The sequence below is a fragment of the Streptomyces sp. ME02-8801-2C genome, assembly GCF_033793965.1.
Taxonomy (GTDB): domain Bacteria; phylum Actinomycetota; class Actinomycetes; order Streptomycetales; family Streptomycetaceae; genus Streptomyces.
In genome coordinates, this window is record NZ_JARAXP010000004.1 from 132816 (window position 1) to 148604 (window position 15789).

Here is a 15789-nt window from a genome sequence, read left to right on the forward strand (position 1 = left end):
GGACTGGCGGGACGTCAAGCCTGTGGAGACCTTGTCAGACTACCCTCGGGTGGCAGGGGCCGATGAAGCAGGAACCCAAGGGAGTACCGCGTAGCGGTGCTGACCGGAATCGCCTCCGTTCACGCAGGCGAGGATGTCAAGGCGTGACCTTCTCGATCTTCACGCTGCCGATACCGGCGACCGTGCCGTGCCCGTTGACCAGGGACACCTGGCCGAAGAACTCACGGCCGGCCGGCGCCGGGGCCGAGGCGACGATGTTGCCGGAGACGGTCGCCGAGGCGCCCGTGCCGAGCTTCACCGGGGTGCCGGCGACCTGGATGGAGCCCAGGGCGGACGAGTAGAACACGTCCTGGTAGTCGTAGGCCGTGGTGCCGGCCGGGACCGCGTAGCCGATGACCTCGACGGTGTACGTACCGGCGGCGGGCGAGGCGATGGAGACCGCCTCCTCCGAGTCGCCGTCGGCGGAGATGCCCACCTGGGTGCCGGCCGCGTCGTACACGACGAGGTCCAGGTCGGCGGCCGTGTCGGAGACGTTGCCGATGGCGACGTCCAGGGACGCGGCGCCCGCGGGCACCTCGACCGTGGTCGTGTGCGTCTCGTTGGTGGCGATGGTGGGACGGGCGTTCAGGGACGAGCCCAGCGGACCGCCGGCCAGCTTGCCGTCGACCGGGGCGAGGTTGTTCGTCACCTTCCAGGAGGCGGCGATCGGCGTACCGACCTTGGCCTCGGGAACCGTCACGACGTCCGGGTCGAAGGTCGCGCCCAGGACGGTGGCGTCCAGCTTGTACGGGTTGTCGAGCAGCGGCGACGTACGACGCGACTCGACCTCGACCTCCCAGACACCGGCCTGCGGGTTCGGGTACGAACGCACGTCGGGCGCGCAGCCGTTGGTGTTCGGGTAGTTGCTGTAGCAGTACGGGGTGCCCGTGTCCTCGACGGCGACACCGTACGGGTGGATCGAGATGAACCGGGTCTGGCTGTCGGCCGCCAGTCCGCTGATCGCGACCTCGAGGGTCTTGGCGCCCTCGGGCACGGTCAGGAAGTAGGACTGGGTGCTGTTGCGCTGCACCGAACCCGACGCGGCGAACGTGTACTTGACCGGCGTCGAGACCACGACCGTGGTCATGATCTGCTTGTCGACGCCATCCGTCCTCGGGTCGTCGAGCTCAAGGATGGCGCTCTTGATGCCGGCCGTGTCCGACTCCGCGGTGACCTTGATGGTGACCGGCTTGTTCAGCTCCAGCTTGACGTGCTCGGAGCCGGCGATCTCGAAGGTGCTACCGGCGTTGTTCTTGAAGTGCAGATCGTGCCGGATCGCCTTGGCGGGACCGGACGTACGCGTCACGGTGATGTCGTACGACTTCTCGACGCCGGCCTTGAGGCCGCCCTCGCGGTCGTACAGGCCGGTGCCGAAGCCCGGGGTCTTCAGCGCGAAGTCGATCGCGGTGTCGACCGGGGCCTTGACCGTGTAGTCGTGGGCGGCGTCCTCGACCTTGGCGGAGCTGATCGCCCGCCACGCGTCCACGATGTTGATGAGGCCCGCGCCCTCCTCGTACGCCTGCACACCCGGGATGTGGTCGGCGTGCGTGACCAGGGCCGTGCGGAGGATCGCCGGGGTGAGGTCGATGTGCCTCTGCTTGGCGGCCGACAGCAGCAGCGCCGAGGCGCCCGCGGCCTGCGGGGACGCCATCGAGGTGCCCTGCAGCATCGAGTAGCCGGCCGGGAGGGTGTAGCCCGCCTGGGCGACCGGGGAGCCGGGCAGCCAGGTCTGCGTGGTGTTGATCGCGGCGCCGGGCGCGGTGATCGTCGGCGTGAAGCCGCCGTCCTCACGCGGGCCGCGAGAGGAGAACGGCATCATCGCGTACTTCTTGGTGACGGCCGAGCCGTAGTTGGCCGCCCAGGTCTCCTTGGAGATGGACGCGCCGACCGAGATGACCTTGTCGGCCAGACCGGGGTCACCGATCGTGTTGGCGCCGGGGCCGGAGTTGCCGGCCGAGATCACGAGCTGGACGCCGTACGTGTCGATCAGACGGGTGTACAGCTCGGAGCGCGCGTTGTTGCCGTCGTTCAGCGCCGGGAGGCCGCCGATCGACATGTTGACGATGTCGACGCCACGGTTGACGACGAGGTCGATCATGCCCTCGGTCAGCGCGACGTTGGTGCAGCCGGGGCCGAAGATGCAGGCGCGCGACGAGACGATCTTGGCGCCGGGTGCGGCACCGTTCATCTTGCCGCCGAACAGGCTGTTCGCCGCGGTGATACCGGCGACGTGGGTGCCGTGCTCGGACGAGATCATGCCGATGTTCGCGTAGTCGGCCTTGGCACCGGCCGCGTTGTAGACGACGTCCTTGCGGATCTCGACGACGAACGGGATGCGCTCGGCGACCTCGGTCGCCGGGTTGTCCGTGCCGAAGTAGCCGATCTGGTAGCCGTCCTTGTACGGCTTCATCGGCTTGTCGTCGGTGAAGTCGTGGTTGTCGTTCACGTCGACGGTGACCGTGCCGGCGGCGGCGTCGTACAGCACGCCCCAGACGTCGGTCTTGTCGCCGTCGCGGTTGACGTCACCCGCCTGGTCGCCGCCGGCGGTGGCGGACTCGGCGAAGTAGCTGAACTTGTAGTCGCCGACCGGCGCCGTGAAGTTCTCGGTGCCCTGGCTGGTCGTGGTGATGGCGAAGGCCGGACCGGCGACCGCCCTCGTCTGCCGCAGCCAGCTGCCGTCACCGTCGGCGACCGGGTCGGTGGAGGTGACCCAGTCGACGATCTTGCGCTCGCCGGTGGTGGTCTTCTGCAGCGCGGGGTGCGCCAGGTCCACACCGGAGTCGAGGATGCCGATGGTGATGCCGCGGCCGTCCGCCTTCGGGTTCTTCTTCACGAAGTCGACGGCGCCCGTCTCGAAGGACGGGTTGTACGGGTTCTCGGCGGGCGTCTTCTTGTTCGGCGCCGCGTAAGTCTTGGTGGTGGCACGCGCCTGGGGGGCGGAGGCGGTGTCGGCGCTCGGCGTCGGGTCGTCCAGGGGGATGTCCTGGCGCAGGTCGATGCCGTGCACGGAGGAGAGCTTGGCGGCGGCGGCGATGGCCGAGTCCGCCTTGGCGGTCGGAACGGTCGCCCGCACATAGCCGACCTTGTCGAACGTGCGGCCGACGAGGCCGCCCTGGACCGCGTCCAGCTGCGCGGCGACCTGCTCGGTCTGCCCCGGCGCGGTGGCGATCATCATGGTGACGGTCTTGTCACCGTCGGCCTTGGCCTCGGAGAGGAGTTCGGCGTCGTCGGAGCCGAGCTTGTCGTGGGCCGACTTGACGGAGGCGTCGGCCGGGGCGGGGGTCGTCGCCGTGTCCGCGGAGAAGGCCATGGGTATGGGCCCTGCCGCGGAGAGCGCGGCCACCAGTCCGGCGGCCGCGGCTATACGCGCCACACGTCTCGCACCCGAGATCGGTGCGCGCTGAGGGGTGAGGGTCATCGGCATCCCTTGTAGGTAAAGGAGCATGCGTTGAGCGGCCGAGTTGATCGACCTTGGCCAAAAGCGTCCGGAATCGACACCGGACGATCACATAGCTTTACCCAAGGGGCGGATGTTTGGGGTTGGTTGACCGAAACTATATGAACGAGTGGGGAAAACCCGCGATGCGCTTTGGCTGGATGGGGTCCGAATCGCGACGTTTCGCACTCGGTGTCTGCCCCCGCATCCGGCGCCGCACACACCCTCGTTCGGGGATATTCCACATGAACATCGCCGCCCCCGCACGCTAACGTCCCCCATATGCGCAAGTCGTTGCGGGTCGCCGCGTACGCCGTCGTCGTCCGTGACGGACAGATCCTGCTCGCCCGCAGCCCCGACGGCCGCGGTGGCCACGAATGGGTGTTGCCGGGCGGCGGCATGGAGCACGGCGAGGACCCGTACGACACGGTCCGCCGCGAGCTCATGGAGGAGACGGGCTACCGGATCGACGTGACGGGTCTGCTGGGCGTCGACTCGCGCCGCCGCACCTTCACCCACCGCCGGTGGCGCCCGGTGGACCACCAGGGTCTGGCCCTGGTCTACGAGGGCCTGGTCACCGGCGGCGAACTCCGCCCGGAGGAGAACGGCTCCACGGACCTCGCCGCCTGGCACGACCTGGACGCGGTGGCGGAGCTGCCGAGGGCACGGACGGTGCGGGTCGGGCTGAAGCTGTGGCGGGAGCGGCCGGTCACGGGACGGGTCATACCCCGTCAGATGAACACGGAGTGACCGACTCCGGGCCGTTCGCCGTGCGGTCGTGAACGGGCGAGGGGCCCCAAGATCCACGTACGGAGATCGGCGTCGCCCGTTGCTGCCTCGTTCACGCGCAGGTCACCCCCGGTGCCAAGCATCCAGAGTGAGCGGGACGTTCGCGACTGCGATCGCCCGATGACCACGTCCGACGCGTTCGCACTCGGGGAGACCGCGCCATGTCGCGCACACGCTCTGTCGCAAGCTCAACCCAAGGGCTCAATCGACGTACGGTAATCGCCGCGGCCGGGGCGGTGTCCGCCTCCGCGGGGATCGGTTACGCACTGCGGCCCAGTGCCGGCCAGGCCGCCACGGCGACGCAGGCCACCGCCGCCGAGGCCCGGCCGGCCGTGCCCCACCAGGCGGTGCCGGCCGCGCTCGCCCCCTTCACCCGGGGCACCACCCTCAACAGCGTCTCCGCACCCCTCGGCACGGGCGGCTACCGCCGGCTCGGCGAGGGCCGCGCGTGGGAACGGGTGGTGCGCACGGAGCTGGCGTCGCCGAAGTCGGGCCGCGCCGCCCGCCGGACCACGATGGCGGCCTTCGTCCAGTTCACGGACCTTCACCTGACCGACGTACAGCACCCGCTGCGCCTGGAGTACATGCGTTCGGCCGACCGGCACGCCTGGCGCCCGCACGAGGCCTTGTCGGTGCAGGGCGCGACCTCGCTCGTCGAGCGGATCAACGCGTTGCGCGGAGCGCCGGTCACCGGCTCGCCGCTCCATTTCGTGATGACCACCGGCGACAACACGGACAACAACGCGCACTCCGAGCTGGAGTGGTTCATGAAGGTGATGAGCGGCGGCCGGATGACGCCGAACACCGGGGACCCGCGCCACTACGAGGGCGTACAGAACAGCGGCCTCCCGCTCTACTGGCAGCCGGACTCCGCCACCCGCGACTCCGACAAGCAGCAGGGCTTCCCGCACATCGAGGGCTTCCTCGAGGCGGCGATACGAGAAGTACGCAGCCCGGGCCTGAACCTGCCCTGGTTCTCGACGGTCGGCAACCACGACTCCCTCCCCCTCGGCTGCTACGCCTCCCACAGCGACCCCTTCCTCACCGACTTCGCGGTCGGCGGCAAGAAGCTGATGGATCTGCCGACGGCACGCAGCAAGGCACTCCAGGACCAGATCAGAAGCTCCGACGACCCGAGGGGCATCCGCTTCCGCGAGCTGATCCAGGCCCACACCCGCGACCTGCGCTCGGTCACCCCGGACGAGAAGAGAGCCCCGTACACCCGGGCCGACTATCTGAAGGCACACCTGGACCCGGCGTACGCGGGGGTGGGCCCGGTCGGCCACGGCTACTCGACGGCCAACCTCGACGCCGGCACCCAGTACTACACGTTCCGCATCTCGGACGACGTCATCGGCATCAGCATCGACACCACGGACCCGGGCGGCCACTACCAGGGCTCGATCGGCGCGGCCCAGGTCCGCTGGCTGGACCGGACGCTGCGCGAGACCGCGAAGGACGGTTCGTACGCCATCGTCTTCAGCCACCACACCAGCGACTCCATGACCAACACCCACCACGACCCGGCCCACCCGAACGAACGCCGCTACGACGGCACGGCCCTGGTGTCCCTCCTCGCGAGCCACCGCAACGTCCTGGCCTGGGTGAACGGCCACATCCACCGCAACGTCATCAAGGCACACCCGGCCCCCGACGACCGCTCGTTCTGGGAGATCTCGACGGCGTCGCACATCGACTTCCCGCAACTGGCCCGAGTGATAGAGCTGGTGGACAACCGGGACGGCACGCTCTCCCTGTTCACCACACTGGTGGAGTCGGCGGCCCCCCACAGAACGGACTACACGGACCTCTCCCAGACGGGCCTGGCGTCCCTGTACCGGGAGCTGTCGTTCAACGCGCCGGGGGCGGGGGTGGATCTGTCGGGGGGTGCGGGGGATCGGAATGTGGAGTTGGTGTTGAAGAAGGGGACGCGGTGAAAGGAAGACGATGCCCAGGAATCTGGCAGAACTCGCCCGTGCGGCTCTGACGGCCAGGGACAGGCAGGGTGCCGACGGGCCGTACACCATGCGCACCCGCCTCGACAGCGGGGCCGAGGTCAGTGTCGCCGACATCTGTATGCGCGACGACCTCGGCTTCGTCCTGCTCTTTCACCGGCGAAAGGACGGCCACTTCGCCGAGGAGCTCTACTTCTCGACCCGACTGGACGACGGGTCCTGGGCGGCGGCAGACCACCTGTCCGGGGGCGCCATGGGAATCGAGCCGACCAGCCCCCGGGACCTCGCAAGCGTGCTGGACGGCAGGTCTCTGGTGCCGTTCGGCGAGTCGGAGACACTCCTGCTCACCGGTCGCCCCGAGGCCGACGAAGGATACGAACTGCTGCGCTTCTACGAGTTGCTCGTGGACGGGGGAGTCGACCACCTGGACATCGAGAACACCGCACCAGAAGCCGGCCCCACCCGCGACCCCATCCAGAAGTCACTCATTTCCCAGGTCGCCCTTTTCGCCCTCTTCCCTGGCGAGCGGGTCACCGTTCGCGCGATGGCAGGGAAGGGGCCCGGTTCGCATCCCCTGGGCGAGCCGTACGAGCTGACCGGGCCGGGCGCATGAGGGGTACGCCGCCGGCGTGAACGGGGGGAGTGGCGCCGCGCCGGGGTGTCGTGTCGGCGCGGCGGTCGTTGGCTGCTCAGCCTGCGCAGAGGTGCGTGACGAAGGCTGTCCAGGTGGTGGGGGTGAGGTGGAGGGCGGGGCCTGTGGGGTTCTTGGAGTCGCGGATGCCTATGCCCATGGCGGGCGCGAGGTGGCTGGCCTCGACGCAGTTCTGGCCCGCATCGCTGTACGAGGACTTGAACCAGGCGTTCTCAGGGGCAAGGTCCAGTGCGGTGAGGTGCGGATGCATGGGTCTACAGCTCTCGTTCTAGTCGGTGCAGGAAAGTGGGCGTGTCCTCGGGTGGCAGCGCCGATGCTGTCATGGCGTCGAACCGCCGGATGAACCGGTCGACTTCGCGAGGTTTGTCCGACGTGGATACGGAACCCCAGGCGCTGTCGGCCTGGACGCGGGGCGGGAGTTCGTTGCCGAAGTCGAGGATGGCGAAGTCGTTGATCGAGCGGTAGCTGGGCCGGAACGGCAGTACTTGAACGGTGACGTGGTCCCACCCCGACAACTCCTCAATGCGCGCGAACTGTTCGCGCATGACATCGGTGCCCCCGATCGGATACCGCAGAGCGGCCTCTCCCAAAATGACGTGGAGCTTCACGGGGCTCTCCCGAGTGAGAACCTCCTGGCGCTTCATCCGTAGCTCAACGCTACTTCGAATGAACTCCGACGTGTACTCCTCAATGGGCTTCTGCACCTCGTGCACGACGTGGGCGTAGCGCTTGGTCTGGAGCAGGCCGTACACCAGGGTCGGGTGGTAGGCCTTCATCGCCTGGGCCTCGGGCTCCAGTCCCACGAACCCCGGCATCCCCGCAGGCATCAAGCCCCGGTACTGCGTGAGCCAATCCTGCTGGTTGGACTCCCTGTTGAGGTTGATGAGGGAGTCGATGACCTCCTCGTCCGAGACGCCGTACTTGGTGAGGAGCCGCCGTAGGTCGCCCACGTAGCGGAAGTTCAGGGACCCCGTCTCGATCCGTTGCAGGGACGCCTCCGAGATGCGCAGCCCCTGCACAGCCTGCTTGCGGGTGAGCCCGATTCCCCGGTCGCCGCAGTCGCAGTTCTCGCGCAACTGACGCAGTTGAAGCCCAAGTTCGAGTCGCTGGGCCGTCCGCCCGCGCTTCGCCGCCATGTGCACCTCCTCCGTGCCGCAGTACTTGCTGTTGCTCGTGCTGCACCGAGTGTGACAGCCCGTGTTGCGCTCGCGCAGTCGCTTGTTCAGATTCGGGCATAGTCCAATTTTGCTGACGCTGAATAATCTGGGCGTGTTCGATTGTGCGGCTCTGCCAGCAAGAACACGCTATTTGGGAAGCCCGAGCTGAAGGGAACACCGATGTCTGATCCCCGTCCCCAAACCCTGCTCACCCACGACTGGACCATGGGCTACCCCATGACCCTCCGTAGCGTCCGACTCGCCCGGCTCCACGTCCGTCGCCGCCTCACCATGTGGAGCTGGCCCGGCGACATCGAAGACGCCGTTCTGGTCACCTCCGAGCTCGTCGCCAACGCCGTCGTGCACGGCAGCATCCCCGGGCATGAACTGCGTCTGAGCATCGTCGAGTTGGACAACAACGCGCTCAGCATCGAGGTGTCCGACCCGGTGCTCGCGTTCCCCGAGGTCAGGTCGCGGGACCTCAGTGAGCGAGGGCGTGGACTGATCGTCGTACGGCAGCTCGCCCACTCCCTGGACTGGTACCTGCGTGCGAGCGTCGGAAAGACCGTGCGCGCCCGTCTCCACCTGCGCGACGGCTGAAAGTCGCTCAACCGGCCCACCCCGAGCAACCTCGCGCCCGCCCGCCGGGTCCCTCCCCCCGACCGATTGCAACCTGAACAAGGGGGAACGGAATGGCAGTCAACAAGAGGCCGGGCAGCAAGAGGCTCGTGGGAATGGCCGCGACGATCGCCGTGGCGGCAGGCGTGTTCACCGCCCCCGCGATGACAGCGGCAGCGGCAGCCGCACCGGCCGAACGGGGCGCCGGCCACCAGGCCACCCGCGCGGCCATGAACGCCGCAGTCAGCGACGGCGTACCCGGCGTGGCCCTCCAGGCCAAGGACCGGCACGGCGTCTGGAAGGCCACCGCAGGAGTCGGCAACCTCAAGACCAAGCAGCCGCGCAGCGCCCAGGACAACTTCAGGGCGGGCAGCATTACCAAGACCTTCGTCGCGACCGTCCTGCTCCAACTCGAGGCCGAGGGGCGGCTGTCGCTGGACGACACCGTCGACAAGTGGCTGCCCGGAGTCGTCCGCGGCAACGGACACGACGGACGGAAGATCACCCTCCGTCAACTCCTCAACCACACCAGCGGCATCTTCAACTACACATCGGACACCGATTTCCAGCGCGAGGTCTTCCTCGCGGACGGCTTCTTCAAGAACCGGTACCGCACCTGGACCCCCAACGAGATCGTCAAGGTCGCCATGAGCCACGAGCCCGAGTTCACCCCGGGCGCGGACTGGAGGTACTCGAACACCAACTACACGATCGCCGGCATGGTCATCAAGAAGGTGACCGGCAACTCGTACGGCGACGAGGTCCGGCGGCGCGTCATCAAGCCGCTCGGGCTGCACGGCACGTACATGCCGGGTACGGACCCCACCGTCCCCCGGCCCGGCAGCCGCGCCTACTCGACACTCGCCGTGGACGCCGGCGGCAAGGTGTACGACGTCACCGAGCTCAACCCCTCGATGGCGAACTCCGCCGGCGAGATCATCTCCAACCCCGGTGACCTGAACCGCTTCTACTCGGCACTGCTGCGCGGCAAGGTGCTGCCGGCCAAGCAGCTCGCCGAGATGAAGACGACCGTCGCCGCCGGGGCCGTGGGCGGGCGTTACGGGCTCGGCCTCATCGAGAACGAGCTGAGCTGCGGGGTCACCGTCTGGGGCCACAGCGGCGGCATCCACGGCTCCAGCTCCGTGGCGGTCACGACTGCCGACGGCAAGCATTCGCTCGCCTTCAACTTCAACGGCGACTGGAGCGGCGACCCGATGAAGGTCGTCGAGGCGGAGTACTGCGGCAGCCAGAAATAGGCCGGGGAAGCCTCACATCCGTGATCTCAGCACGTCGACCTCACAGCCCGGCGCGAACGGGTCGAAGCCGTGCTCGGTCAACCAGCGGACAATCAGCAGGCTTCGCAACGACCACCACGCCCGGATCACGTCGATGTCGATGCCGACGCCAGAGCTGGTGCCAGAACCGGCGCCATAGCCGGCGAGCACGTCGTCGAGGCGCTCCTCGTGTCCGAGCGTGAAGGTGGCCAGGTCGTACAGGGCATCACCCTGGCCCGCCTCGGACCAGTCGATGATGCCCGTGACCTCGTCGCCCTCGACGAAGACGTGCGCGATCTGCAGGTCGCCGTGAGTGAACGCCGGAGTCCACGGCCGGAGCGCGGCCTCGGCGACCTGGCGGTTGCGGGTGACCAGGTCGGCGGGCAGGAGGCCGCTCGTCATGAGCGACTCGCACTCGCTGTCGAGTTCCGCCGCCAACGCGACGATGCTCCGGCCGGCCTGGCCCGGTCGGGCCGGCAGGGGCGCGTCGTGCAGCTTCCGGATCGCGGCGCCCGCCGAGGCCCACGCGGCCGGCGACCCGGTCGCCGGCCCGCCGAGGCGCCCGAGCGTCGTCCCCGGGACTGCGGCGACCGCGAGCACGTGCGGCTTGCGCCACAGGACCTCGGGGGTCGGGACCGGTGCGAGGGACATCGCCTCGAACTCGACGTCGAGGCGGGCCTGATCGGCGTCCACCTTCAAGTACATGTCGCCGACGCGCAGGGTCGTGCGCTCGGAATGGGTGACAACGACCTCGACCTCATCCATGGGTGATCAGTATCCCGGGGCCCCTCGCCGACGTCGCCGGGTTTATCGCGTGCGCTCACCCGGCTGAGCGCGTCCCGACCGGTACATGCGTCCATGAGGACTCGTACGTACTCGAGGACCCCTGGAATCCGCCACACGAGGAGGGGCCCCAGTCTCCCGGTGGCCCCTCCTTCCCCCTCCTGGTTCTGCCAGGTCCGTCACTACCTCGGCAGGACCATGACATGCGCCGCCGGCTCGCGGTCCCCCGACGCCATCAGAGCCGTGCGTACGACAGTTGCCTGCTGGTCGAGCGCCTCGCGCAGCTTGCGCGGCGTGATGTGGACGACCGTGATGCCCAGCCGCTCCAGGTGCTCGCGCTTACGGGCGTACTCCGACCACAGCGCGTCGTCCGCCTGCTCGTGCACCGGGCGCGGGGCGCGCGTGTCCAGCTCCACGGCCACCGCGTGGTCGGGCCAGTAGGCGTCGAGGCCGCCGAGGTGCGGGCCGCCCGGCAGGCGCAGGTCGACGTTCCAGACGGGGTCCGGGAGGCCGTACTCGCGCACCATCCGGTAGAGACGGTCTTCCGCGATCGCCCGGCCCTCGGCGAGCAGGGAGTCGACGGCGTCCACGACATGCGGGCGCCCGAGCAGCCTGCCCTGGGTCAACTCCCGTACCACCGCCGCAGGTTCACAGTGCCCGCCGCGCACCGCGTCGGTGAGCAGCCGGCGTACGGCGTCCCCGTCCGTGAGTCCGGCGACCGCGTCGGCGAGGGCGCGCGGGACCGGGGCGACCGGGAGCCCGTCGACCAGCTCGGGCGTCGGCAGCGCGGAGGAACGGACGATGCGTACGTAGCCCGTCGAGCGCAGTCGGCGCAGCCGGGGGACCAGGACGTCGAGGGTGCCGAGGGACAGCAGTGGTGGCGCGGAGGCGAACCCGTGCAGGGCGAGTGCGGCGAGGCCGGTGATCATGGCCTCGGCGTAGACCGGACGGCCTCGCTCCCGGTACGGCTCCTCGGAGTCGGGCTGGGCCGGAACTCCGGTCGCCGTCCGCTCCTTCGCTGTGTACAGCAGGGCCGCGTGCAGCCGCTCCTCGCTGGTGGGCGGACCCGGGTGCAGCAGGAACACGCCCGGCAGGATCTGCTGCCAGGGCCCGCCGGGCCGGCACTGCTCACCGGCCTCGGCGGCCGCGATGCCGTGCGCGCGCAGTTGGGCGGTGGTCAGTACCCGGCGCCGTACGTGCGACAGGTGACGGAGGGGGCGGGTGCTCGGGGAGAGCGGGGTGTTGTGGGTCATGACTCCGACTTTCCCGTGTCCGATCCGTCCCCTAACCGCCGTTACAAGCCCGTCGACAATTCAGGACAAGCTCGCCCTAAAGTGCAAGCGTTCGAATGCCGAAAGACGCTGGTCCCTCCGGGGGTTACGGGATGGGGTGCCCGGGTTCGGTAACGGTGGGTTCGGTGGGCAAGTCACCCGGCGGAGGGGTGGTTCGGTTCGTTGTCGGGTGCGGCCCGGTGGGGGCCGGTCGCGCGGTTCCCCGCGCCCCTAACGACAAAAGCACGGCCCTGCGGGCCGAAAAGCATGGGGCGCAGCCCCTGCTTTTCAGGCGCGCGGGGAACTGCGCGACCAGCCCCCACCGAGCCCGCACCCGACGACGCCCCCCGACCCCTTACCGCGCCGCCGCCCCATCGCACGCCTGCGCCCGCAGCGCCCGTGCCAGGTCGTCCCGGGACTCCAGGACCAGGCGCCGCAGCGCCGGGGCCGCGGCCTCGTGAGCCGTCAGCCACGTGTCCGTCGCCGCCAGCGTCTCCGGTGAGTCCTGGAGGGACGGGAACAGACCCCGTACGACGTCCATGCCGATCTGGATCGAGCGGTCGGCCCAGATCCGTTCGATCACCGCGAAGTACTTGTCCGCGTACGGCGCGAGCAGCTCCCGCTGCGAGCCCTGGACGAAGCCCGAGATGGTCGCCTCGACGAGGGCGTTGGACAGCGCGTCCGACTCGACGACCTGGGCCCACGCCTGTGCCTTGACGGCGGCCGAGGGGCGGGCGGCGAGGCAGCGGACCTGGTGGCGCTTGCCGGACGCCGTGTCGTCGCGGGCGAGTTCGGCGGCGAGGGTCTTCTCGTCGGCGACGCCGTGCGAGGTCAGCGGCTCCAGGAACGCCCACCGCAGCTCCTGGTCGACATCGAGCCCGTCGATCTTCGCGGTGCCCTCCAACAGCCCCTGGAGCAGCTGGAGATCGGCCTCGCTGGACGCCACGGCCGAGAGGAAGCGGGCCCACGTCAGCTGGTGCTGGCTGCCCGGTTCGGCGAGCCGCAGTTCCTTCAACGCGCCCTCGGCGAGCAGGCGTTCACCGGCCGCCCGCCAGTCGGGGGCCACGTAGTGGGTGAGCGCGGTGCCGGCCCAGGCGTGCAGCATCTGCAGGACGCCGATGTCCGACTCGCGTCCCGCGAACCGGAGTACCAGGTCGACGAAGTCCCGGGCCGGCATCAGCGCGTCCCGCGTCAGGTTCCACAGCGCGGACCAGCACAGCGCGCGGGCGAGCGGGTCGGTGATCTCACCGAGGTGCGCCCGCAGCGTCGCCAACGAGCCCTCGTCGAACCGGATCTTGCAGTACGTCAGGTCGTCGTCGTTGACGAGCACGAGGTCGGGCGCCTCGCTCCCGACCAGCTCACCGACGACCGTGCGGGGCCCGTCGACATCGACCTCGGCACGCGCGTACCGCTCCAACTCCCCGCCCGGTGAACGCCGGTAGAGACCGACGGCCACCCGGTGCGGGCGCAGTTCGGGGTGCGACTCGGCGGCCTCCTGGATCACGGCGAGCTCGGTGATCAGCCCGTCCGCGCTCAACAGCACCGCCGGGGTGAGGGAGTTGACCCCGGCCGTCTGCAGCCACGCCCGCGACCAGGACGCCATGTCCCGCCCGCTGGTCTCCTCCAGCACCGACAGCAGATCACCGAGGCGCGTGTTGCCGTACGCGTGCCGCTTGAAGTAGCGCCGCGCGCCCTCGAGGAACGCCTCCGGGCCCACGTACGCGACGAGTTGCTTGAGTACGGAGGCACCCTTGGCGTACGTGATGCCGTCGAAGTTGAGCTTGGCGTCCTCCAGGTCGCGGATGTCGGCCGTGACGGGGTGGGTGGAGGGGAGCTGGTCGGCGCGGTAGGCCCAGGCCTTGCGGTTGTTGGCGAAGGTGACCCAGCCGTTGGTGAAACGGGTCGCCTCGACGAGCGAGAACGCGCCCATGAAGTCCGCGAAGGACTCCTTGAGCCACAGGTCGTCCCACCACTCCATGGTGACGAGGTCGCCGAACCACATGTGGGCCATCTCGTGCAGGATGACGTTGGTCCGCCGCTCGTACGCCGCCTGCGTCACCTTCCCGCGGAAGATGAACTCCTCGCGGAACGTGACCAGCCCCGGGTTCTCCATCGCACCGAGGTTGTACTCGGGCACGAAGGCCTGGTCGTACTTTCCGAAGGGGTACGGGTAGTCGAAGTGGTCGTGGAAGAAGTCCAGCCCCTGCTTGGTGACGAGGAAGACGTCGTCGGAGTCGAAGTAGGGGGCGAGGCCCTTCCGGCACATGGCGCCGAGGGGGATCTCGAGCGTCGTACCGTCGGCGAACGTACGCGAGTACGAATCGGTGACGTAGTGGTAGGGGCCCGCGAGGATGGTGGTGATGTAGGTCGAGATGGGCTTGGTCTCGGCGAACCGCCACACCCCGTCCGAGAGTTCCCCGACTCCGTTGCTCCACGCGACCCACTCCTCGGGCGCCCGCACCTCGAACCGGAAGGGAGCCTTCAGGTCGGGCTGCTCGAAGTTGGCGAAGACACGGCGCGAGTCGGCGGGCTCGTACTGCGTGTACAGGTAGATCTCGCCGTCCTCGGGGTCGACGAAGCGGTGCAGGCCCTCGCCCGTGCGGGAGTAGGCGCACTGGGCGTCGACGACCAGCTCGTTGTCCGCGGCGAGATCCTCGAGCAGGATGCGCGTGCCGTCGAAGACGGCCCCCGGGTCGAGATCCCGCCCGTTGAGTGAGACGGCGGTCACACTGGGCGCGATCAGATCCGCGAAACTGGCCGCACCGGGCTCGGCACACCGGAACCGCACGGTGGTCACGGACCGAAAGGTCCGAGGCCCCCCGCCCCCACCGTTCCCGCTCCCGCCGTTCCCGCTCCCACCCTCCGGTTCGCCCACGGCGGACCGCACGTCGAGGAACACCTCGTATCCGTCGACGGACAGCAGCGCGGCCCGCTCCCGGGCCTCGTCGCGGGACAGATTCTCACCGGGCACGGAGCACTCCCTCGATTGTCATCAGTACGGCCGACCAGCACCGATCCTGCCACGCACCACTGACACCGGGCACCCGGGAATGCGATGGTGGCGCGGATACGTTCCCCGTTGAAAGCGCGCCCTTCCTTAGGAGACCCATGTCCGAGACGACCTCGACCAAGACCCCCGTCGACTTCTGGTTCGACCCCCTCTGCCCCTGGGCCTGGATGACTTCCCGGTGGGTCCTCGAGGTGGAGAAGGTCCGTGACATCGAGGTCCGCTGGCACGTGATGAGCCTGGCGGTGCTCAACGAGGACAAGATCGACCAGCTGCCCGAGGAGTATCAGGAGATGCTCAAGGTGAAAGCCTGGCTGGGCGTGAAGGTCGTGACGGCGGCCGCGCAGAAGCACGGCGCCGACGTCCTCGGCCCGCTCTACACGGCCCTCGGCACGCGCGTGCACAACAAGGGCGAGGAACTGACCCTCGAGTCGATAGCCGGCGCCCTCGCGGACGTCGGCCTGCCCGCCGACCTGATCGACTACGCCGAGCAGGAGGACTTCGAGTTCGACGCCGAGCTGCGCGCTTCCCACACGGAGGGCATCACCAAGGTCGGCCAGGACGTCGGCACCCCGGTGATCGCGGTCCCCGGCGCCGACGGCGAGCAGATCGCCTTCTTCGGCCCGGTCGTCACCCCGGCCCCGAAGGGCGAGGAGGCCGCCAAGCTGTGGGACGGCACCCTCCTGGTCGCCTCGGTCCCCGGCTTCTACGAGATCAAGCGCTCGCGGACGGCGGGCCCGGACTTCAGCAACCTGTAGGCAGGGCGGACCGGACATGGGACGGCCCCCGCGAGTCACGTCCTCGCGGG

General features: G+C 69.2%; 12 protein-coding genes. 6 read left to right on the top strand and 6 right to left on the bottom strand.

What is annotated here, in order from left to right; translation table 11 throughout:
* Positions 1–136: 136 nt before the first annotated feature.
* The gene (locus PV396_RS13920) at positions 137–3457 is read right to left on the bottom strand and encodes a S8 family serine peptidase (protein WP_319204317.1); all 3321 of its coding nucleotides are present in this window, start codon (positions 3455–3457) and stop codon (positions 137–139) included.
* Between the two features lie 300 nt (positions 3458–3757).
* Between PV396_RS13920 and PV396_RS13925 the strand changes: the two genes are divergently transcribed.
* The 3 genes from PV396_RS13925 (at position 3758) to PV396_RS13935 (ending at position 6832) form a co-directional block, all read left to right on the top strand.
* Positions 3758–4225: an NUDIX hydrolase gene (locus tag PV396_RS13925; RefSeq protein WP_319204319.1), complete on the top strand. Its 468-nt coding sequence runs from the start codon at positions 3758–3760 to the stop codon at positions 4223–4225.
* 200 nt (positions 4226–4425) lie between these two features.
* A complete protein-coding gene (locus PV396_RS13930; RefSeq protein WP_319204321.1) occupies positions 4426–6201 on the top strand; it encodes a TIGR03767 family metallophosphoesterase in 1776 nt (591 codons plus the stop codon).
* A 10-nt stretch (positions 6202–6211) separates the two neighbouring features.
* Positions 6212–6832 (top strand): hypothetical protein, encoded by a 621-nt coding sequence (locus tag PV396_RS13935; RefSeq protein ID WP_319204323.1) that lies wholly within the window; start codon positions 6212–6214, stop codon positions 6830–6832.
* 76 nt (positions 6833–6908) lie between these two features.
* Here PV396_RS13935 and PV396_RS13940 read toward each other — a convergent pair whose 3' ends face one another.
* The gene (locus tag PV396_RS13940) at positions 6909–7121 is read right to left on the bottom strand and encodes a DUF397 domain-containing protein (RefSeq protein ID WP_319204325.1); all 213 of its coding nucleotides are present in this window, start codon (positions 7119–7121) and stop codon (positions 6909–6911) included.
* Between the two features lie 4 nt (positions 7122–7125).
* Entirely contained in the window at positions 7126–8007 is an 882-nt protein-coding gene (locus PV396_RS13945; protein WP_416071398.1) for a helix-turn-helix domain-containing protein, read from the bottom strand.
* 201 nt (positions 8008–8208) lie between these two features.
* Here PV396_RS13945 and PV396_RS13950 point away from each other — a divergent pair, with 201 nt between their 5' ends.
* Both PV396_RS13950 and PV396_RS13955 read left to right on the top strand, forming a co-directional pair.
* Entirely contained in the window at positions 8209–8628 is a 420-nt protein-coding gene (locus PV396_RS13950; RefSeq protein WP_319204327.1) for an ATP-binding protein, read from the top strand.
* Positions 8629–8762: 134 nt separating this feature from the next.
* The gene (locus PV396_RS13955; RefSeq protein WP_319205503.1) at positions 8763–9902 is read left to right on the top strand and encodes a serine hydrolase domain-containing protein; all 1140 of its coding nucleotides are present in this window, start codon (positions 8763–8765) and stop codon (positions 9900–9902) included.
* Between the two features lie 12 nt (positions 9903–9914).
* Here PV396_RS13955 and PV396_RS13960 read toward each other — a convergent pair whose 3' ends face one another.
* The 3 genes from PV396_RS13960 to pepN all read right to left on the bottom strand — a co-directional run bounded on the left by PV396_RS13960 (position 9915) and on the right by pepN (position 14945).
* Positions 9915–10685, bottom strand: coding sequence for a phosphotransferase family protein (locus PV396_RS13960; RefSeq protein WP_319204329.1), 771 nt, complete (start codon positions 10683–10685; stop codon positions 9915–9917).
* 200 nt (positions 10686–10885) lie between these two features.
* Positions 10886–11956 (bottom strand): hypothetical protein, encoded by a 1071-nt coding sequence (locus tag PV396_RS13965; protein ID WP_319204331.1) that lies wholly within the window; start codon positions 11954–11956, stop codon positions 10886–10888.
* A gap of 373 nt (positions 11957–12329) precedes the next feature.
* Positions 12330–14945 (bottom strand): aminopeptidase N, encoded by a 2616-nt coding sequence (gene pepN / locus PV396_RS13970; RefSeq protein ID WP_319204333.1) that lies wholly within the window; start codon positions 14943–14945, stop codon positions 12330–12332.
* A gap of 137 nt (positions 14946–15082) precedes the next feature.
* On the opposite strand from pepN, the gene PV396_RS13975 reads away from it, so the two are divergent.
* Positions 15083–15739 carry a DsbA family protein gene (locus PV396_RS13975; protein WP_319204335.1) on the top strand — a complete coding sequence of 219 codons (657 nt, stop codon included), beginning with the start codon at positions 15083–15085 and terminating at the stop codon, positions 15737–15739.
* The last annotated feature ends 50 nt before the right edge of the window (positions 15740–15789 follow it).